Below are 19268 nucleotides of genomic sequence, written 5' to 3'. Positions count from 1 at the left end.
GCTCCCCCGCGTTCAGATTTCCTGATCGAACGCGCCGACTTCAGGATATTTCGCCAGCTCCTGCTTGATCGCGGCGAAGATCGCGCTGACATCTTCTTTGGAGGCGAGGCTTTCCACCACCACGACCAGGTTGGGCGTGTTGGAGGAGGCCCGGATCAGCCCCCAGGCCCCATCGGCAAAGGTGAAGCGCACGCCATTGACCGTGTTCACGTCCACGATTGCGCGGCCCGCGACCTTTTCACGCTTCGCCTTCTTGTCTTCAAAGCTGGCGATGATCCGTTCCACCACGTCGTATTTCACCTCGTCCGCGCAGGCGGGCGACATGGTGGGCGAGCCATAGCTGACGGGAAGAGCGCGCTTGAGATCGGCCATCGAGCTATCCGGATTATTGTCCAGCATGGCGATGACGCAGCGCGCCGCCGTCAGCCCGCAATCATAGCCCTTGCCGACGGGCGGCTGCAGGAAGAAATGGCCGGACTTCTCAAAGCCCGCCAGCGCGCCCAGCTTGTGGGAGCGGCGCTTGATATAGGAATGGCCGGTCTTGAAGTAATCGGTCTTCGCGCCATTGGCTTTCAGCACCGGATCGGTGGCGTAAAGCCCGGTCGATTTCACATCGACCACGAAAGTGGCGCCCTTGTGCTCAGCGGAGAGATCACGCGCCAGCATCAGGCCAACCTTGTCGGCGAAAATCTCCTCGCCCTCATTATCGACCACGCCGCACCGGTCCCCGTCACCATCGAAGGCAAGGCCGACATCGGCCTTGTGCTCGCGCACCGCCTCGGCCAGCGCGTGCAGCATCTTCATGTCTTCAGGGTTCGGGTTGTAGTTCGGGAAGGTGTGATCGAGATCGCAGTTCAGCGCGACCACCTCCACGCCCATGGCTTCGAGCGCCTGCGGGGCAAACGCGCCAGCCGTGCCATTGCCGCAGGCGGCGACCACTTTCAGCTTTCGCTTTGCTTTGAACCCGCCCACCAGATCGGCGATATAGCGCTCGCGTACGCCATCGGCGCGCACATAACCGCCGCCAGCGCGCGCCTTGCCTAGCCCCTCAAGAACGATGGTTTTCAGCCGGCTCATCTCGTCCGGCCCGAAGGTCAGCGGACGTTCCACGCCCATCTTCACGCCGGTCCAGCCATTGGAGTTGTGGCTGGCCGTGACCATGGCAACGGCGGGAATATCCAGATCGAACTGCGCAAAATAGGCCATGGGCGACAGCGCCAGGCCAATATCATGCACCGTCACACCGGCCTGCATCAGGCCCACTTCCAGCGCCTGTTTCACCGAAAGCGAATAGCTGCGGAAATCATGGCCCGTCACGATATGCGGCGCGACGCCCAGCTCGTGCATCAGCGTGCCAAGTCCCAGTCCCAGCGCCTGCACACCGTAAAGATTGAGCTCCGGTGCCTTGTCAGACCCCGGATGACCGAACCACCAGCGCGCATCGTATTCGCGAAACCCGGTCGGCTTGATGAGCGGGCGGGTTTCAAACTCCCAGCTATTGGGCGGGATGTCGGCGGCGGGGCGCTGGCTATCGGTCATGTGTGCCTCTTTGGGGGGTCAGGTCCGGTCCGGAGTGAGCGCGTATCAACCTAGCTGAGACCGGCACGCAATAGATCATGAATGTGCAACAGGCCGAGCGGCTTGCCGGTTTCATCACAGACAAACACGGACAGGATTTTGTGCGTTCCCGCCGTCATCAGGCGCAGCGCATCGGCAGCAAGATCGCCGGGCCGGACGCTTTTGGGATTGGCCGTCATGATCGTCTCGACCGGCGAAGCAGTGAGGTCCGGGCTCATATGGCGGCGTAAGTCACCGTCGGTAATGATGCCGGTCAGCTTGCCGCCGCGCGTAATGCCGACACAGCCAAACCCCTTGGCGCTCATCACGATCAGCGCGTCGGCCATCAGCGTGCCTTCTTCGGCCAGCGGCATGTCATCATGCATCAGATCACCTGCCTTGAGGAAGGCTGCGCCCAGCGTGCCGCCGGGATGGAAGGTGGCAAAATCAGCCGCCGTAAAGCCACGCGCCTCGATCAGCGCCACGGCGAGCGCATCGCCATAGGCCATCATCAGCGTGGTGGAGGTGGTCGGCGCGCGCGTCTCCGCGGCGGCTTCGGGCGCATCAGGAATGAGCAGGAGATGATCGCTCGCCTTGGCCAGCGTGCTGTCCTTGCCCGCCGTGAGTGCAATCAGCGGCACGCCGAAGCGGCGGCAATAGGCGCTCAGATCGCCCAGCTCGCGTGTCTCGCCGGATTTGGACAGGGCCAGCACCGCATCGCTGGACGTGATCATGCCCAGATCACCATGGCTGGCCTCGGCCGGGTGGACATATTGGGCCGGCGTGCCGGTAGAGGCGAGGGTTGCAGCGATCTTGCGCGCGACATGGCCCGACTTGCCGACACCTGCACAGATGAGCCGGCCTTTCAGCGTGGCCAGCAGGCTGACCACGCCAACAGCGCGCTCATCGAAGGCATCTTCCAGGGCGGCCAGCCCCTCGCGCTCGATACGCGCGGTCCGGCGCATGGCATCAAGGATACGCGCCGTGTCTATCCGGGCAGAGGGGCGGTTCAGGCTTTCAGGTTCAGACATGGAAAAGGGGTCGACCTCAATCACAGCCCACGGCCTGCACCGGGTGCAAAGACGCCGGGCCGAGGGGTTTCACTTGGCTTGAGGCTTTAGCAGCGCTGTTTCGTGCTGGCCAGTTCAGAAGGCGTGATTGCCGATCTGGGTGGCGACGAAGGAGAGGAAACGGTCCAGCGTTTCCTGGGTCTCTGTCTCGATGATGCGTGCGCTGGCCTGGCCGCCCGGTTCTGTCATGTAGAACATGCATTCGGAGGTTCGCGCCGCCAGCTCCTCGGTGAAGATGGCCACCAGCCGGTCGAGCAGCGCGGCCTCATCCCCGTTTGCGGGGGTAACAACCTGCCGGATCATCCCAACACCCCTTGCACTCTGCCGGACGCCGTTCGCCAGCGCCTCCTACAAACCGCCATCTTACGATGATGGCCTCCTTCTAGCCGGACACTCTGCCCCTGCCCCCCGGTGATGCAAAGAGCGCGCCGGAAAGACCCGCCCGGTTTGGGCGCGATGTGTGTCTTTTTTGCCGATGCGGCGCTACGGGAGTGGTAAAACGGGGCTGCGCGCGCTATTGCCCGGTTCCGATACGGAACCGTCTGCATGCTGGAGTTCGCGATGCCCCGCCTAGTCCTCACCCGCCACGGCCAGAGCCAGTGGAATCTGGAAAACCGCTTTACCGGCTGGGTGGATGTGGACCTGACGGAACGCGGCGAAGCCGAGGCCCGCCGGGGCGGCACGCTGATGAAAGAGGCGGGCTTCGCCCCCGACATCGCCTTTACCAGCTATATGCGCCGCGCCATCCGTACCGCCCAGCTGGGGCTTGATACGCTGGACCGGCTGTGGATCCCGATGATGCCGGACTGGCGGCTCAATGAGCGCCATTACGGGGCGCTGACCGGGCTGAACAAGGCCGAGACCGTGGCCGCCCATGGCGAGGACCAGGTGCTGGTCTGGCGGCGCTCCTTCGACATTCCGCCGCCGCCGCTGGATCCGTCCGATCCGCGCCATCCCTCGCACGATGAGCGCTATGCCCATCTCGACCCGGCTGCCCTGCCCGGCACCGAAAGCCTGAAAGATACGCTTTCCCGCGTTGATGAGTGTTTCCGTGCGCTGGTGGCGCCGCGCCTCAATGGCGGCGAGAGCGTGCTCATTTCAGCCCATGGCAATTCGCTGCGCGCGCTGGTCAAAATCCTCTTCCAGGTCAGCAATGACGACATCCTGAAAGTGGAGGTGCCAACCGGCAATCCGCTGCTGATCGAGCTGGATGGGCTGCGCCCCGTCGAGGCGCACTATCTCGATGAAGACCGCGCCGAGGCCCTGCCCCCATGCCCGAAGGGCTGACCCCTTCCGATCTGCGCTTCATGGACGCGGCGCTGGCGCTGGCCTTTTCCGGGCTGGGAAGCACCGCGCCCAACCCTTCTGTCGGCTGCGTCATCGCAAAAAATGGCCAGGTGATCGCCATTGCCGTCACCGCGCCGGGCGGACGCCCGCATGCCGAGGCGCAGGCGCTGGAGAGTGCGGGAGAGGCCGCGCGCGGCGCCGATGTCTATGTCACGCTGGAGCCCTGCTCCCACTATGGCCAGACGCCGCCCTGCGCAGACGCGCTCATCCGGGCAGGCGTGGCGCGCGTGCTCATCGCGTCGGGTGATCCTGATCCGCGCGTATCGGGACGCGGCGTGGCCATGCTGCGCGAGGCAGGCATTCAAGTGATCGAAGGCGTCCGGCAGGAGGCAGGCGATACGCTCAATGCCGGCTTTTTCACCCGCGTGCGCACCGGCCTGCCGCTAGTATTGCAGGACCGCCGGGCCAATATCTTCGATGCCGATCTGGTGCCGGGGCCGGATGAAAGCGTGGATCAGGCGATCCAGCGCCTTGGCCGCGAAGGGATGACGCGGGTGAGGGTGGCGCGTTAGCGATATTGCGTCCGGCAAAATCTGAAATCCCGGCCGAGCTTGCGAGAGCCGGGACCTGCTGCCGGATAGTCCTGAGAGAGGCCCCGGATCGCTTCGCGTCCGGGGGTTCAGCGCGGTAACGCTAACCCTTGTTCCGCCGCAGGCGCCGCAACCGCTTCCAGAAGCGTTTGCGCTCCGGGCGGGGCTGGGGTTTGAGATTGGCGACGAACTGCTCGGTACAGGCGCGCCAGGAGTTCTGCTCGGCGAAGGCGCGCGCATCCTCGCGGTTCAGCTCCAGCGCCTGCAGGCAGGCTTCGCGCAGATCGTCTGACACCACACCGGCATTGGAGCCGGGGATGATGTCGCGCGGACCCGGCGCAACAAACGCCGCCACCGGCGTGCCGCAAGCCATCGCTTCGAGGATTACCAGCCCGAACGTGTCGGTGAAGCTGGGGAAGACGAACACATCGGCGTCCGCAAAATGGCGGGCCAGCTCCTCGCCCGACTTGCCGCCGGTGAAGTGGACGTCCTTGTATTTGCGTTTGAGTTCTTCGAGCTGCGGGCCCGGCCCGACGACAACCTTGGAGCCGGGCAGGTCGAGCTTGAGGAAAGCCTCGATATTCTTTTCCACCGCGACCCGGCCGACATAGGCAAAGACGGGCTTTGGCAGGTCCTTATAGACCCCGCCATCAATGCCGCGCAGGTCCGGGCGGAACTGGTCTGTGTCCACCCCGCGAGACCACGGGACGAGATTGTTGAAGCCGCGCTTGACGAGCCCGGCCCGCATCGTCTCGGTGGCGACCATGATGCCGTTACCCGCATTGTGGAAGCGGCGCATGAAGGCATAGCCCGCCGCCAGCGGAATAAAGGGGAAGCGCGCATGCACATATTCGGGAAACTGGGTGTGGTAGCTGGTCGTGAAGGGCAGCTTCCATGACAGGCAGATGCGCCGGGCAACATGGCCCAGCGTGCCTTCGGTGGAGATATGGATCGCTTCCGGCTCGAAGGCGCGGAAACGCGCTTCCAGGTCCTCACGCGCGCCCAGCGCCAGCTTGATGTCGGGATAGGTCGGCAGGGGGATGGTCTTGAAGCCAAGGCCCGGATGGATGACCTCCACCTCATGGCCCATGGCGCGGCATTCATCGACCGTGCGCGACAGGGTACGCACCACGCCATTGACCTGCGGCTCCCAGGCGTCTGTCACCAGCAGTATGCGCAGCGGCGTGTTGTCCATGTCCCAGCCTCTTCTCGAATGCCGCAAGCCTGTTCGGGCTACCGGCAGGATGCCGGGCCGGTGCTCATAACGTGTTTTTCCGCCCAAGCGAAGGGTAACGGTGCTGTGGCCTTGCCTGCCCGTTCGCGTTGTGGGCAATGTCGGCCCAGCTCTGGCCTGGAACACGGATCGACAATGAACGGTGCATCTTCTCCCGCCTCCGGTATCGACTGGGACGCCATTGACGCCCTGAAATTCGCACCTGAAAGCGAGGCGGTGCGGGCGCTGAACGCCAAGGCCGGGCTGGACACAGCTGCGCGCGCGCGCGTTTCGGCAGCGGCGATTGATCTGGTCGAGCGGGCCCGCGCTGCCAAAACCCGCACCGGGCTGATGGAATCCTTCCTTCAGGAGTTTGGCCTGTCCAACAAGGAAGGCCTTGCCCTGATGTGTCTGGCCGAAGCGCTGCTTCGCGTGCCGGATGCGAAGACCGCCGATGCGCTGATCGCCGAGAAGATCGGGTCAGGCGCCTGGGGCGAGCACGCCTGGAAGTCGGAGAACTGGCTGGTCAATGCGTCCACGCTGGGCCTGATGCTGTCGGGCTCGCTGATGGATCTGGATCCGGCGGCGCGAAAGGATCCCGGCGCCTATTTCCGCAATATCGCGGGCCGCGTCGGCGAGCCGGTCATCCGCACCGCCACGCGTCAGGCCATGCGCATTCTGGGCGAGCAGTTCGTGCTGGGGCGTACGATTGGCGGCGCGATCAAGCGCGGTCATGCCTGGAAAGTGCCTGAGGGGCATTTCCCGCTCTTCTCCTTTGACATGCTGGGCGAAGGCGCGCGCACACACACGGACGCGGCGCGCTATCACACCCGCTATCTGGACGCGATTGCCGCCGTCGCCAAGGCGCGCCAGCAAGGGCCGGTGGAAACGGTCGATGGAGTATCCGTCAAGCTCTCCGCCCTGCATCCGCGCTATAATATCTTCAAGCTGGAAGCGCTCTGGCGCGAGCTTTATCCCAAAGTGCTCGAACAGGCGCAGGCGGCAAAGGCGGCTGACATAGGATTCTGCCTGGATGCCGAGGAATCAGACCGTCTCGTCCTGCAGCTGATGATACTGGAGCGCCTCGCCCACGAGCCATCACTGGCTGGCTGGAACGGTCTGGGTCTTGCCCTGCAAGCCTACCAGAAGCGCGCCTATGCGGTGATCGGCAAGCTGGCCGAGCTGGGCCGGAAAAGCGGGCGGCGCCTCATGGTGCGCCTCGTAAAGGGCGCCTACTGGGACACGGAAGTGAAATTCTCGCAGATGAATGGCTGGCCGGACTTCCCGGTCTGGACCACCAAATCCGCAACCGATCTCAATTATCTTGCCTGCGCGCGCGCCATGCTGGGCGAGCCGGACACGATCTACCCCCAGTTTGCCACCCATAACGCGCATTCATTGTGTGCCGTGCGCGAGATCGCCGCCGAGCTGGGCAATGGCGCGTATGAGTTCCAGCGCCTGCACGGCATGGGCGAGCCGCTTTATCTGGCCGCCGCCAGCGCCTTCGCGCTGCGCCCGGTGCGCGTCTACGCGCCCGTCGGCAGCCATGAAGACCTGTTGCCCTATCTGGTGCGGCGTCTGCTGGAGAATGGCGCCAACACCTCCTTCGTCCACTCCTTCCTCGACCCGGATGTTCCGGCTGCCGATGTGGCGCGCGGTCCGTTCGAGGGCGCCGACAGCATGGACCGCCACCCCTTCATTCCGGCCCCGCCCCGGCTTTATGGTCCGCACAGGGAGAACGCGGCAGGCACCGACCTCTCGCAGAAAGATGTGCGTGACATGCTGGCAGAGGCACAGACCCGTTTCGACAAGGCCATGCCCCATGCCTGCGGCCCGGTCATTTCCGGCAAGGTGAAGACCGGGACGGAGCGCGGACAGGCGAGCCCTGCGGATTCATCCGTGATTGTGAGCAAAATCACCGAGGCCGATGAAGCCATGGTCGATGCCGCCTTCACGGCGGCGCACAAGGCGTTTGATGGCTGGGACCGTCAGGGCGGCGCCGCCCGCGCGGCGATTTTGCGCAAGCTCGCCGATGCGCTGGAGGGCGAGACCGGCCGCTTCATGGCGATCCTGACGCGCGAGGCTGGCAAGACACTTAATGACGGCGTGGCAGAAGTGCGCGAGGCGGTGGACTTCCTGCGCTATTATGCAGCCGAAGCCGAGACCAAGTTCAGCCATGCCGACCGCCTGCCCGGACCGGCAGGCGAAACCAACCATATGGAGCTGGCGGGCAAGGGTGTCTTTGCCTGTATCAGCCCGTGGAACTTCCCGCTGGCGATCTTCACCGGCCAGATTGCCGCTGCGCTGGCGGCGGGCAATACGGTCGTCGCCAAGCCGGCCGAGCAGACACCGCTGGTGGCGTTCGAGGCCGTAAAGCTCTTCCAGAAGGCCGGCCTGCCCAAGGATGTGCTGCAACTGGTGCCGGGCGATGGCAAGGTGGGCGCGCTGATGACGGGCCATCCGCTGCTTGCAGGGGTTGCCTTCACTGGCTCGACGGAAGTCGCGCGCATCATCAACCGCACGCTGGCATCGCGCGAGGGCGCCATCCTGCCGCTGATCGCGGAAACGGGCGGGCTCAACGCCATGTTCGTCGATACCTCCGCCCTGAAAGAGCAGGTGGTGGACGATGCGATTCTCTCTGCCTTCGGCTCAGCCGGACAGCGCTGCTCGGCGCTGCGCATCCTCTTCCTGCCGCGAGAGACCTCTGACGGGCTGATCGAGGCCCTTAAAGGCGCGATGGATGCGCTCGCCTTGGGTGATCCCGCCGATCCGGCGACCGATGTCGGCCCGGTCATTGATGACGAGGCGCTGGCCATGCTGACCGCCCACGCGGAACGCATGGAGCGCGACGCGACAATTCTCCACCGCGCGCCGCTGAGCGATGAACTGAAAGCGCAAGGGCATTATTTTGCGCCCCTGCTGGTGGAGCTGCCCTCGCTGGACGTGGCCGACCGCGAAGTGTTCGGACCGATCCTGCATGTAATCCGCTACAAGCGCGCCGATCTGCCAAAGCTCGCCGCCCAGCTCGCGGGCAAGGGCTACGGGCTGACGCTGGGTGTGCATTCGCGCCTCCAGCGATTCCTTGATTCGGTCCGAGAGGCGGTTCCGGCGGGCAATACGTACGTGAACCGCAATATGACCGGCGCGGTCGTCGGCGTGCAGCCTTTCGGCGGAGAAGGCCTCTCCGGGACCGGCCCGAAAGCCGGGGGACCGCACTATCTCTACCGCTTTGCAGCAGAGCGCGTCGTCACGATCAACATTGCGGCACAAGGGGGCGATCCCGAGCTCCTGAATCTGGGTTGAACCTGCTGGCGGACTTTCCACATTTAATGTCAGCTGGGCTACAGCCCCGAAAGCGTTAAAGAGTCCGGATGCGGAGCGGTCCGTGGTAAGGCTTCATTAACCAAAAAGTTGGGTTGAAGCGTGTTTGGGCCGTTGACGCTAGGCCAGACCCTTAGCACTATATGTTGCGGTTTCCGGGGGAAGCCACACAGCATGTATAGGTTTTTGTTAAGGCGGCGCGCATTCTTCTGCCCAGCGCCTAGGATTTTTGCGCCCTGCACGAAGGAGCGGTTTGGACCATGACGCCGTTTGACTCTAGCCCGATCTCCGGCACCGCAACGCAGGGCCCTGTACGCTCGCGGCGGGGCAAGCCCAAAGCCGTCACGCTGCGCCTCGTGGAGAGCGTGAAGACCGATCCGTCACGCGACGAGCTGCTGACCGATTTCGGCAAGAAAACGCTGGTCGACCGTTATCTCCTGCCCGGCGAAACCTATCAGGACATGTTTGCGCGCGCGGCCACGGCCTATGCCGATGACACCGCCCATGCGCAGCGCCTTTACGACTATATGTCGCGTCTCTGGTTCATGCCGGCCACGCCGGTCCTCTCCAATGGCGGGGCCGAGCGCGGCCTGCCGATCTCCTGCTTCCTGAATTCGGTTGGCGATTCGCTGGACGACATCGTGGCCACCTGGACGGAGAATGTGTGGCTCGCCTCCAATGGCGGCGGCATCGGCACCTATTGGGGGAGCGTTCGCTCCATCGGCGAGAAAGTCGGCCAGAACGGGCAGACCTCCGGCATCATTCCCTTCATCCGCGTGATGGATTCGCTGACCCTGGCGATTTCGCAAGGCTCGCTGCGCCGTGGTTCGGCCGCCGTCTATCTCGACATCCACCACCCGGAGATCGAAGAATTCCTGGAAATCCGCAAACCCTCTGGCGATTTCAACCGCAAGAGCCTCAACCTCCATCACGGCCTGAATATCACCGACGAGTTCATGGTGGCGGTGCGTGAGGATGCGGACTTCCCGCTCATCTCGCCCAAATCCGGCGAAGTGGTGAAATCCATCTCCGCGCGCAAGCTGTGGCAGAAAATCCTGGAGCTGCGCCTGCAGACCGGCGAGCCCTACATCATCTATTCCGACACGGTGAACAACGCGCTGCCCATGTTCCAGAAGAAGCTGGGCCTGAAAGTGCGCCAGTCCAATCTGTGCTCGGAAATCATGCTGCCGACGGGCGTCGACCATCTGGGCCGCGACCGCACCGCCGTGTGCTGCCTGTCGTCGGTCAATGCGGAAAAATTCCTCGAGTGGAAGGACGATCCGCTCTTCATCGAGGATCTGTTCCGCTTCCTCGACAACGTCCTGCAGGACTTTATCGACCGCGCGCCCGACGAGATGGACCGCGCCACCTATTCAGCCTGGCGCGAGCGGTCTGTCGGCCTTGGGCTGATGGGCTTCCACTCCTTCCTGCAGGCGCTCAACATTCCCTTTGAGTCCGCCATGGCGGCGAGCTGGAACCGCAAGCTGTTCAAGCATCTGCGTCAGGGTGCGGACCGCGCCTCGGTGAAGCTTGCCGAAGAGCGCGGCGCCTGCCCGGATGCGGCAGAGAGCGGCGTGAAGGCGCGCTTCTCCCACAAGCTGGCCATCGCGCCGACGGCCTCGATCTCGATCATTTGCGGCGGCACCAGCGCAGGCATCGAGCCGATCCCGGCCAATGTCTACACGCACAAGACGCTGTCTGGATCGTTCACGGTGAAGAACCCCTATCTGGAGAAGATTCTCGACGAGAAGGGTATCAACACGCCTCACACCTGGAACTCGATCCTGGAGCATGAAGGCTCGGTCCAGCACCTGGACGCCCTCAGCCAGGACGAGAAGGACGTGTTCAAGACCGCCTTCGAGCTGGACCAGCGCTGGGTGATCGAACACGCCGCCGACCGCACGCCCTATATCTGCCAGGCGCAGTCGCTGAACATCTTCCTGCCGGGCAATGTCGATAAATGGGATCTGCACATGCTGCACTGGACGGCATGGGAGCGGGGCATCAAGTCGCTCTATTATTGCCGCTCCAAATCGGTCCAGCGCACCGCCTTTGCCGGAACCGAAGGCAAGGACGACATGGAAAGCTCCATGCAGGCCGCGGCCAAGACCGAGTACGAGGAATGCCTCGCCTGCCAGTAAGGCACTGGAAAACATGCAAGCGGGAAAGGGGAGGCGCGCAGCCTCCCCTTTTTCGTGGCAAGGTTGCGGCAGTATTCACACACAATTAAGCAGCAGCGCGCGATTCTGCGAGCGCGCTGCGAGGGAACGTGATACTCCTTCGGGCGTATATTGAGGTGACGTAACCGGCACTGGGGAGCGCCAACGTGACCACTGCGAAGCACATTTCAGGGCGTTCCAACGCGAGGGCATATTGCCTTGCCGGCGCCGTAGCCCTTGCTGGCGCCAGTCTGGCGGCCGGCACACCTGCAGCCTTGGCGCAGGACGCATCCTCCCTCGATACCAACGCCATCATCATTCATCCGCTGCTCGAAGAGCTTTCTGCCGGACCGCTGCCCTCCATGCGCCTGTCCATGGACCGCGGCGAGTGGGTTCAGGAGCCACACGGCGCCCGCGACGCAACAACGCTCGCATCATCCGGCCTGTCGGCTACCGACACGGGCGAGATGCGCCAGAGCTTTGGCGCGTTCAATGCGCCGCAGACCGTCATCGCCCGCAGCGCGGCTGGCAGCGAATTGCGCGTGGCGATGTTTGATGCTGAAGAGCCAGACTGGGTGACAGCCGCGCTTTCGCCGTCGGGGCTGGACATGCCAGCCTGGCAGTTCTCCTCCAACCGGATGCGCGGGCGGGCCGTGGCCCTGCGCTATGAAGGCCGCTTTGACAGCGCCGGCGGACAGGGCGAGCTGGATATGGGTCTGCGCCCGCGCGCCGGTGTCAGCTTTGGTGATGGCGGGTCGGCTACCGAGTTCGGCGCCACCGTGCGGGTCGGCCGGTATGTCGGCAGCGAAGATTCGGCCAATGGCGGCTGGTGGTTCTTTGCCGGCGCCGACCGTCAGGCGCTGATCTACCGCCCCGGCGAGTCGCGCTCCTTGCGCGAGACGCTCACCCTCCAGCCCTATGCCATGGTGGGAGACCAGCAGGCAGGCCTCGCCATGCGGGTGCAGGGCGTGGATGTCTCGCTCGCCTATGTGCGCCGCGAAACCAGCTGGTCGCTGCCGACCCAGTCCTGGGACACGTCTGAAGACTTCGCCGCCTTCTCGCTGACCTGGCGCAGATAGGGGCGGCGTCAAGGCAGAGCGCTAGAGCGCTGCGAGAGCCGTCTCCAGATCGCGCCAGAGATCGTCCACATCCTCCAGCCCTACCGACAGGCGCACCAGCGAATCGCTGATGCCGGCATGGGCGCGCGCCTGCGGGCTCATCGCGGCATGGGTCATCAGGGCGGGAACCGAAACCAGGCTTTCCGCCCCGCCAAGCGATTGTGCCAGCGAGAACAATTCCAGCCGCTCCAGAAACACGCGCGGATCACCTTTGACCTCAAGGCTCAATAGCGGCCCGAATAGCCCTGCCTGCTGACGCGCGGCAAGCTCATGGCCGGGATGATTGGCAAGGCCCGGATAATCGACGCGGACCACGCTGCCATGCCCGGCCAGCCGCCCCGCCAGTTCCAGCGCGGCCTCTGACTGTGCTCTGGCCCTCAGGGGCAAGGTGCGAAGCCCGCGCGTGGCCAGAAACGCATCAAACGGCCCCAGCCCTGTGCCCGACGCATTCAGCCACCAGGCGAGATCCTCCAGAAGCGCCGCATCGCGCACGCTCACAACACCGCCCACCATATCGGAATGGCCATTGATGATCTTGGTCAGCGAGCTGACGGATATGTCGGCCCCCAGCTCCAGCGGGCGCTGGATGGCGGGCGAGAGCACGGTGTTGTCGACCGCGACGAGGGCGCCTGCCCGGCGGCCCAGCGCGCTCGCCGCCGCAATGTCGGTAATGCGCAGGCGCGGATTGGACGGGGTTTCCAGAAAGAGCAGCGCCGCGCCGGGCGCAAGTGCGGTTTCCAGCGCAGTAAGGTCTGTCGCATCGGCATAGACAATCTCGAACCCGCGCTGGGGGCCGCGCGCATTGAACAGGCGCTGCGTGCCGCCATAGCAATCATGCGCGGCGACAATGCGCGCGCCTGCGGGCAAGAGGTTCAGGACCAGATCGATCGCGGCCATGCCGGAGGCGGTCAGGCAGGCCCCCGCACCGCCTTCAAGATCTGCGATAGCCTCTGCCAGCACGGCGCGTGTGGGCGCATTGGTGCGCGCATAGTCAAACCGGCCGGGTATGGCCGGGTCTTCGCGCAGATAGGTGGCGGCGACATTGATCGGCGCGACGATGCCGCCATGGCCCGGATCGGCATTGATCCCGGCGCGCGCGGCGCGCGTGGCAAGGCTTTCGCGTGTCTCGTCCCGGCTCATATCGCCTCCAGAAAGCGTGTCACGGCCTCCACCTCCTTTAAAAATCCGTCATGGCCATAAAGGCTGGAACAGGTCTGCAGGCTGGCACCGGGAATGGCATTGGCCAGCGCCTCCATGTCGGCCAGCGGCACCAGCCTGTCTTCGGCCACCGCGAACAGCCGCGCAGGCGCACGGATGGCGGACGGATCGATGCGCACCGCATCCATGGAGCGCGACAGGGCCAGAAAGCGCTGCGGGCTGGTATGGGCGGCATAGTCCGCGCCGCGCGCCGCCAGATAGGCTTCGACGCCCCTGGCATCGCACGAGCCCGGCGCCGGGCTGGCAAAGCGCGCCTTGAACTCGTCGGCCGTGCGGTAGGTCGTCATGGCAAGGCGGCGGGCGAGATCCACCCCGCCCGATCCATCTCCCCGCGCGAGGCCAAACTCGACGACGTCGCGCTGGATGGCGCGCAGGGCCGTCGTCATCGGATGGGGACAAGCGGCCGCGCACAGCACATGCAGGCCCGTCACCCGCTCCGGCGCGAGGGCGGCCAGCGCCAGCGCAATGCTGCCGCCATAGGAGGCCCCGACAATTTGGAAGGTCTCGAAACCAGCGGCATCGGCGAGCGCCAGCAGGGCCTCTGCCTGATCCTCCACGCGCGGGAAGGGGGCCACTTCCTCTGCCAGAAAATCGAAGGCGAGAAGCTGATAGCGCAGCGGATCGAGCGCGAGGCCCGGCCCGGCAATGCCCGGCCACCAGCTGGCCCGGTCTGCGTGATCGCCCAGCAGGAAGCGGTGCGCCGAAATCCCGCCCAGCACGATAATGCCCGGCGCGCCGGCAGGGCCGTAGACACGGCCCCTGGCGGTTACGAACGCACCGGAGGACAGCTCCAGCGTGGTGATATGGTCGTTTATGGGGAAAGGACAGGCGGGATCGGCTGCCCCCTCCCCCGCCTCTGTGGCGGCAAGCACGGCAGGCATCAGCCGTGCTCCGCGACCAGACGGGCAATGTCTCCGGCCATGCTGGCCGCCGTCGGCGCGCCGCCTGCGCCCTTGCCGGTAAGGATCACGCCCGGCGCATCCTTCAGCGCGATGACCACGCCATTGCCTTCACGCTCCACACGGTAGAACACGCTGTCGGCGCCCACCGCTTCGAGACGCACCGCGGCGTGAACGCCGCCGCCCGAGCGGGCCAGACGCCCGACCTGCCGGATGCGCAGCCCCTCACGCGCCGCCTTGGCGGCAAAGCCGGGGGCCAGTTCAGTGATCGACTGGCGGGCTATGGCCTGAATATCAAGATCAACACCCCAGGCGGCGCGGGCGGTCAGCACCAGCTTGGCTGCCGCGTCATCACCATCGAGATCGGCGCTGGGATCGGCTTCGGCAAAGCCGGCGGCCTGCGCGGCGCGCACGGCATCGTCCAGCGCCTCGCCCTTGGCCAGCCGGTCGAGCACGAAATTCGATGTGCCGTTGAACACGCCCTTTACGGTCGTGATTTCGCGTCCGCGCGCATTGAGGGCGCTGACCGTTTCCAGCACGGGCACACCGCCGCCCACCGCGGCGCTATAGAGAAAGGCGCGGCCCTTTTCTTTCGCCGCGCGCTCCAGATCGGGGCGGCGGGCGATGACGGCCTTGTTGGCGGAAACAATGTGGGCACCGGCCTGAACCGCGCGCTCCAGCGCCGTCTCGGCGCCCGCGCAGCCCGGCAGGGCGTCAATGACCAGATCAGGGGCCAGGTCCAGCGCGGCATCGAGACTGTCGAGTACGCGTACCGGACCCTTGCCCAGATCACGCCAGCGGCTCACCGCGATGGCTTCAATCGCCACGCCTTGCGGCAGGCGGGCGCGAAGCGCGCTGCCGACCGTGCCGCAGCCCAGCAATACCGCGCGCATGGGCCGGCTGCGTACGGTTACGGGAGACACAAAGCTCGGTGCGTAATCCAGCGGGGCCATGGCAGTTCCACTCTTCTTTTTTCCGTCGCGCGGGAGAGCGGAAAGGCAAATGCAAGAGCGCCGATGGCAAAGGGATGCAGGACTATTCCGGTCGTGCCCGGTCCGGGCCGCTTTGTCTTGTCCTGCTTCGCTTTAGCTGCATTTGTTCCGCGCCCGCAAGCTGAAGCTCAAATCGGCGCAAGATCAGGACATAAACATATCCTTATGTGATGTCAAGCGGGCAATTCGCGCTGCGCAAAAGCGCTGGCGCGTCCGGCCCCAGCCGCTAGTCTGGCGGCCATGCGCACCACCCCTCTTCTTGCCCTTGCAGGCCTTGCCACACTCCTTTCGGGCTGTGTGTCCGTGCCAACGCCGATGACCGACCCGCGTGAGCGCGGGCCGTTCATGCCGCAATCGCAAATGCCGCTCATGCCCAATATTGCCCGCATGGCCCCCAGCGAAGGGTGTCAGGGCGAGCCCTTGAGTGCGGTCCATGCCCCCTTGCCCGAATACCCGGCGCGCGGCTGGGCGAGAGGCGAGCAGGGCTGGTCCATCGTCCAGTTCGACGTGGATGAGACCGGCGCGGTGGAGAATGTGCGCATTGCGCAAGGCGTGCCGGGCCGCTTCTTTGACCGCGAGGCCCGCCGCGCGGTGGAACAATGGCAGTTTGCACCCTTGTCCGAGGGCGCGCACCTGACCGGCTGCACGGTGATGTTCGAGTTTGTCCTCGGACAGGTGCGCATACGCTGATAACCTCTCCTCGCTTGCGGATTTACCTTAAGTTAAGGTGGTGATTCGACCGGCTGCACTGACACGATGGCCACGTGTCCTGATGATGCAGCCGCGCAGTGAAGGGGGCATGCCATGATGGCCACCGAGCCGGCTCAGCTGGCAACGTTGATCGTTACCGGCGGCGCGGTGGGATTTGCCGTGGCGACCGCCCTGTGGGCCTGGCGCCTGACCGAAGGCGTGCGCACTGCAAGATCCCACTGGCAAAAGCGTATTGCCTGGCTTGAAGACCGTCTGGCCCGCGCAGACAGCGTGTTCGGCGCCCATCCCGGCCTGGTTCTGGTCTGGGAGACACCGCCCGACCCTGAGGCCACTGGCTGGTCCTCGCCGCGCGTCTATGGCTCACCCACCGCCCTTGCCTCTCTGGTCCAGTTTGCCGATCTGGGCTCTGGCGTGATAAACGAGCCTGATCCGGCGACCGCCCTTCTGGACGGCATCGCCGATTATGAGGCGCGCTCGGCGGGGGGAATGGAAACCACGCTGCGCCAGCGCATGGGCGAGCTCATGCGCGAGGGCAAACCCTTCTCGCTGACCGTGTCCGGCCCGTCGGGGCGCTTTATCGAGGCCGATGGCCGCCCGGCCGGATCGCAGCTCGTCCTCTGGATCGCCGATGCGACCATTCGCGGCCTTGAGGAATCCGGTGCGCGCGGACGGCTGGAAGAAGCCCGCTCGGTCGTCGCCGATGATCCGCTGGCCTTCCTCGACATGCTGGGCAAGGCCCCCTTCCCCTCCTGGCGCATCAGCGCATCGGGCCGGCTGCACTGGGTCAATCCGGCCTATGTGGAGGCCGTTGAGGGCAAGAGCGCAGCCGACGTGATCGACCGCCAGCTCTTGCTGGAGCCGGGCCTGCCCGCGCAGGCCGGAGAGGCGCTCAAAGCCAGCGCACCCGTCGCCCATATACGCGGCGCGGTGATCAAGGGCGAACGCCGGGCGCTGGACGTGGTGGTCTTCCCCATCTCCGGCGGTGTGGCGGGCGCAGCCTTTGACATTACGCGCGGCGAAGAGGCGCGCGCGGCGCTGAAACGCTTCCGCGAGGCGCATGACGAGACGCTGAACCACATGGCCGAGGCGGTCGCCATTTTCGACCGCACCAAGCAGCTCATCTTCTACAACCGCGCCTTTGCCCGGCTGTTTGCGCTGGAAGAGGCGGTGCTCAATGACCGGCCCTCCCACGGCGCACTGCTGGACCGGCTGCGCGAGGACCAGCTTCTGCCCAACCCCGCCAATGCCGACTACAAGAACTGGAAAGCCGGCGAGCTGGCCTATTATGAGCGCCCGCCGGGCACCGAGACGCCCGATGAGCTGTGGCCGCTGGGCGATGGGCGTACCTTGCGCGTGGCCCGCCAGCGCCATCCGCTGGGCGGCGTATTGCTGATCTTTGAAGACATGACCGACCAGCTGGCCCTGCAGGCGCGCTACAATACCCTCATCAAGGTGCAGCGCGCCACGCTGGACCGGCTGCATGAGGCGGTGGCCGTGTTTGGCCCGGAAGGCGAGCTGCAGCTGCATAATCTGGCGTTTGAAACGCTGTGGAAGCTGGCCCCGGAAACGCTGGAGAAGGCCGACTTCACCGCCATCGCCGATGCCTGCCACGCGCTTCACCCCGACAAGGAATCCTGGGCGGCCATCAAGGCGCGCATCACCGACACCTCACCGGAATCACGCACCGCCAAGACGGGCGAGGTGCGGCGCGCCGATGGCTCGGTGCTGACCTGGCTCAGCCGTCCGCTGCCCGATGGCGCAACCCTGATCGCATGGGATGACATTACCGATACACGCCGGGTGGAAGAGGCGCTGCGCGACCGCGCCGAGGCGCTGGAAGCGTCTGAAAAGATCAAGACCGGCTTTGTCGGCCATGTCAGCTATCAGCTGCGCACGCCCCTGACGACCATTGGCGGTTATGCCGACCTGCTGGCGGGCGGGTTTGCGGGCCCGCTCTCTGACCGGCAGAAAGACCCGATCGCCGCCATCCAGACCGCCTCTGCCCAGCTGGCCAAGCTGATCGACGATATTCTGGACATTGCCGCCATTGATGCCGGCCAGCTGGAGCTGGATCTGGGCGATACCCGGCTTGATGCGCTGGCCGCCGAGGCCGCAGAGCTGGTCATGCCGCGCGCCGAACACGCCGGCATCAAGCTGAACGTCAATGCGGGCAAGGGCGAAGGGCCGGTACGCGCCGATGGCGCCCGGCTGAAACAGGTGCTCTACAACCTGCTCACCAATGCGCTCGATCATGTCGATCAGGGCGGCCGCATCGAGGTGGGCGCCGAGGTGAAGGACGGCGAGGCGCGCCTGTGGGTTTCCGACAATGGCGAGGGTATCGACAAGGACAGGCAGGCAAGCGTGTTCGAGCGCTTTGAACGCGGTCAGTCGAACCGCGCCGGGGCGGGCCTCGGCCTCGCTCTGGTGAAGGAAATCGTGCGCCTGCATGGCGGCTGGGTGGAGCTGGACTCCACGCCCGGACGCGGCACGAAAGTGACCTGCCATCTGCCGGTCAACGCGCCGCTGGATCATGCCGCGCCGGAGCTGGACCTTGCCAGCGCCCGCAAGGAGCGGGGCAAGGCCTGATCAGTTCAGGGCTTCGGCGACCATGTCGGGATGGCGGGCAATCACCTGCACATAGGCAATCGCGAAATCGGGCGCGGTAACACGCGCCTGCTCCCAGTCTCGCAAGGTGCCGACCGGCACGCGGAAACGCTGGGCGAACTCGGCCTGCGACAGGCCGAGATTATTGCGCGTCTGCCGGATCAGGCGGGCGCGCTGCCCGCGCTCCATGCCTTCGGCAGAGACGGCGAAATCCTCGTCATCCATGGGATCAGCCGGCAGAATGATAGGCTCTTTCTTCACCGGAATTGCTCCTGCGAACCGAGATAAAGCGGGGGCGGCCACCCCGCCACGTAAACACGCCAGTGAACAGCTTTGCCTCCACCGCGCCGATCACCTTAAACCGCTCTTCACCGTCAACAGGACGGATTGACGGCAGGATCAGATGCCCGGCATCGCGGAAAATCCGGTCACCAAAAGCCAGTGACAAGCCGTGCTTTGCCAGATTGGCGGCATCCTTGGCCGGATCAAACCTGTCGCTCACCGCAAGACTATACGGAATTTCCGTATT

Annotated in this window: 16 protein-coding genes; 7 read left to right on the top strand and 9 right to left on the bottom strand. The window is 65.1% G+C overall.

Annotated features, from left to right (window positions below):
* Nucleotides 1-12: 12 nt before the first annotated feature.
* The 3 genes from X907_RS02450 to X907_RS02440 all read right to left on the bottom strand — a co-directional run bounded on the left by X907_RS02450 (nt 13) and on the right by X907_RS02440 (nt 2930).
* The gene (locus X907_RS02450; RefSeq protein ID WP_127565472.1) at nt 13-1539 is read right to left on the bottom strand and encodes a phosphomannomutase/phosphoglucomutase; all 1527 of its coding nucleotides are present in this window, start codon (nt 1537-1539) and stop codon (nt 13-15) included.
* 50 nt (nt 1540-1589) lie between these two features.
* Nucleotides 1590-2588: a KpsF/GutQ family sugar-phosphate isomerase gene (locus X907_RS02445; RefSeq protein ID WP_127565471.1), complete on the bottom strand. Its 999-nt coding sequence runs from the start codon at nt 2586-2588 to the stop codon at nt 1590-1592.
* Nucleotides 2589-2702: 114 nt separating this feature from the next.
* A complete protein-coding gene (locus X907_RS02440; protein WP_127565470.1) occupies nt 2703-2930 on the bottom strand; it encodes a hypothetical protein in 228 nt (75 codons plus the stop codon).
* Between the two features lie 258 nt (nt 2931-3188).
* Between X907_RS02440 and gpmA the strand changes: the two genes are divergently transcribed.
* Together gpmA and ribD are read left to right on the top strand one after the other, a co-directional pair.
* Nucleotides 3189-3914 carry a 2,3-diphosphoglycerate-dependent phosphoglycerate mutase gene (gpmA, locus tag X907_RS02435; RefSeq protein ID WP_127565469.1) on the top strand — a complete coding sequence of 242 codons (726 nt, stop codon included), beginning with the start codon at nt 3189-3191 and terminating at the stop codon, nt 3912-3914.
* The gene (gene ribD / locus X907_RS02430; RefSeq protein WP_233352491.1) at nt 3899-4486 is read left to right on the top strand and encodes a bifunctional diaminohydroxyphosphoribosylaminopyrimidine deaminase/5-amino-6-(5-phosphoribosylamino)uracil reductase RibD; all 588 of its coding nucleotides are present in this window, start codon (nt 3899-3901) and stop codon (nt 4484-4486) included. The genes gpmA and ribD overlap by 16 nt, the downstream gene beginning before the upstream one ends.
* Before the next feature lie 121 nt (nt 4487-4607).
* Here the strand turns inward: ribD and X907_RS02425 are convergent, their stop codons facing one another.
* A complete protein-coding gene (locus tag X907_RS02425; protein ID WP_127569262.1) occupies nt 4608-5684 on the bottom strand; it encodes a glycosyltransferase family 4 protein in 1077 nt (358 codons plus the stop codon).
* Between the two features lie 189 nt (nt 5685-5873).
* On the opposite strand from X907_RS02425, the gene putA reads away from it, so the two are divergent.
* The 3 genes from putA (at nt 5874) to X907_RS02410 (ending at nt 12276) form a co-directional block, all read left to right on the top strand.
* Nucleotides 5874-9020, top strand: coding sequence for a bifunctional proline dehydrogenase/L-glutamate gamma-semialdehyde dehydrogenase PutA (gene putA / locus X907_RS02420; protein ID WP_127565468.1), 3147 nt, complete (start codon nt 5874-5876; stop codon nt 9018-9020).
* A gap of 278 nt (nt 9021-9298) precedes the next feature.
* Nucleotides 9299-11179, top strand: a complete 1881-nt coding sequence (locus X907_RS02415) for a ribonucleoside-diphosphate reductase subunit alpha (protein WP_127565467.1) — start codon at nt 9299-9301, stop codon at nt 11177-11179.
* 185 nt (nt 11180-11364) lie between these two features.
* The gene (locus tag X907_RS02410; protein WP_127565466.1) at nt 11365-12276 is read left to right on the top strand and encodes a lipid A-modifier LpxR family protein; all 912 of its coding nucleotides are present in this window, start codon (nt 11365-11367) and stop codon (nt 12274-12276) included.
* A gap of 21 nt (nt 12277-12297) precedes the next feature.
* Here the strand turns inward: X907_RS02410 and X907_RS02405 are convergent, their stop codons facing one another.
* From X907_RS02405 to X907_RS02395, 3 genes are read right to left on the bottom strand one after another with little or no spacing between them, the layout of a single operon-like run.
* A complete protein-coding gene (locus X907_RS02405; RefSeq protein WP_127565465.1) occupies nt 12298-13455 on the bottom strand; it encodes a trans-sulfuration enzyme family protein in 1158 nt (385 codons plus the stop codon).
* Nucleotides 13452-14414, bottom strand: a complete 963-nt coding sequence (gene metX, locus X907_RS02400; RefSeq protein ID WP_127565464.1) for a homoserine O-succinyltransferase MetX — start codon at nt 14412-14414, stop codon at nt 13452-13454. Before metX ends, X907_RS02405 begins: the two co-directional genes overlap by 4 nt.
* A complete protein-coding gene (locus X907_RS02395) occupies nt 14414-15385 on the bottom strand; it encodes a hypothetical protein (protein ID WP_127565463.1) in 972 nt (323 codons plus the stop codon). Before X907_RS02395 ends, metX begins: the two co-directional genes overlap by 1 nt.
* Nucleotides 15386-15664: 279 nt before the next feature.
* On the opposite strand from X907_RS02395, the gene X907_RS02390 reads away from it, so the two are divergent.
* Together X907_RS02390 and X907_RS02385 are read left to right on the top strand one after the other, a co-directional pair.
* Nucleotides 15665-16114 (top strand): energy transducer TonB, encoded by a 450-nt coding sequence (locus X907_RS02390; protein WP_127565462.1) that lies wholly within the window; start codon nt 15665-15667, stop codon nt 16112-16114.
* Nucleotides 16115-16228: 114 nt separating this feature from the next.
* Complete coding sequence (locus X907_RS02385; RefSeq protein ID WP_127565461.1) at nt 16229-18721, top strand: sensor histidine kinase; 2493 nt, start codon at nt 16229-16231, stop codon at nt 18719-18721.
* Here the strand turns inward: X907_RS02385 and X907_RS02380 are convergent, their stop codons facing one another.
* Both X907_RS02380 and X907_RS02375 read right to left on the bottom strand, forming a co-directional pair.
* Entirely contained in the window at nt 18722-19000 is a 279-nt protein-coding gene (locus X907_RS02380; RefSeq protein WP_127565460.1) for a helix-turn-helix domain-containing protein, read from the bottom strand.
* Nucleotides 18969-19241, bottom strand: a complete 273-nt coding sequence (locus X907_RS02375) for a BrnT family toxin (RefSeq protein ID WP_127565459.1) — start codon at nt 19239-19241, stop codon at nt 18969-18971. Before X907_RS02375 ends, X907_RS02380 begins: the two co-directional genes overlap by 32 nt.
* Nucleotides 19242-19268: the final 27 nt, after the last annotated feature.

It is taken from the genome of Glycocaulis alkaliphilus, from assembly GCF_004000605.1.
Taxonomy (GTDB): Bacteria; Pseudomonadota; Alphaproteobacteria; order Caulobacterales; family Maricaulaceae; genus Glycocaulis; species Glycocaulis alkaliphilus.
The sequence above is the reverse complement of the archived record's forward strand: the minus strand, read 5'-3'. Positions and strand labels throughout refer to the sequence as shown.

Excerpts from the sequence above, each read along its gene's own strand:
- X907_RS02450 (WP_127565472.1), bottom strand. The coding sequence starts at position 1,539 with ATGACCGATAGCCAGCGCCCCGCCGCCGACATCCCGCCCAATAGCTGG.
- X907_RS02445 (WP_127565471.1), bottom strand. The coding sequence starts at position 2,588 with ATGTCTGAACCTGAAAGCCTGAACCGCCCCTCTGCCCGGATAGACACG.
- X907_RS02440 (WP_127565470.1), bottom strand. The coding sequence starts at position 2,930 with ATGATCCGGCAGGTTGTTACCCCCGCAAACGGGGATGAGGCCGCGCTG.
- gpmA (WP_127565469.1), top strand. The coding sequence starts at position 3,189 with ATGCCCCGCCTAGTCCTCACCCGCCACGGCCAGAGCCAGTGGAATCTG.
- ribD (WP_233352491.1), top strand. The coding sequence starts at position 3,899 with ATGCCCGAAGGGCTGACCCCTTCCGATCTGCGCTTCATGGACGCGGCG.
- putA (WP_127565468.1), top strand. The coding sequence starts at position 5,874 with ATGAACGGTGCATCTTCTCCCGCCTCCGGTATCGACTGGGACGCCATT.
- X907_RS02415 (WP_127565467.1), top strand. The coding sequence starts at position 9,299 with ATGACGCCGTTTGACTCTAGCCCGATCTCCGGCACCGCAACGCAGGGC.
- X907_RS02405 (WP_127565465.1), bottom strand. The coding sequence starts at position 13,455 with ATGAGCCGGGACGAGACACGCGAAAGCCTTGCCACGCGCGCCGCGCGC.
- metX (WP_127565464.1), bottom strand. The coding sequence starts at position 14,414 with ATGCCTGCCGTGCTTGCCGCCACAGAGGCGGGGGAGGGGGCAGCCGAT.
- X907_RS02395 (WP_127565463.1), bottom strand. The coding sequence starts at position 15,385 with ATGGCCCCGCTGGATTACGCACCGAGCTTTGTGTCTCCCGTAACCGTA.
- X907_RS02390 (WP_127565462.1), top strand. The coding sequence starts at position 15,665 with ATGCGCACCACCCCTCTTCTTGCCCTTGCAGGCCTTGCCACACTCCTT.
- X907_RS02385 (WP_127565461.1), top strand. The coding sequence starts at position 16,229 with ATGATGGCCACCGAGCCGGCTCAGCTGGCAACGTTGATCGTTACCGGC.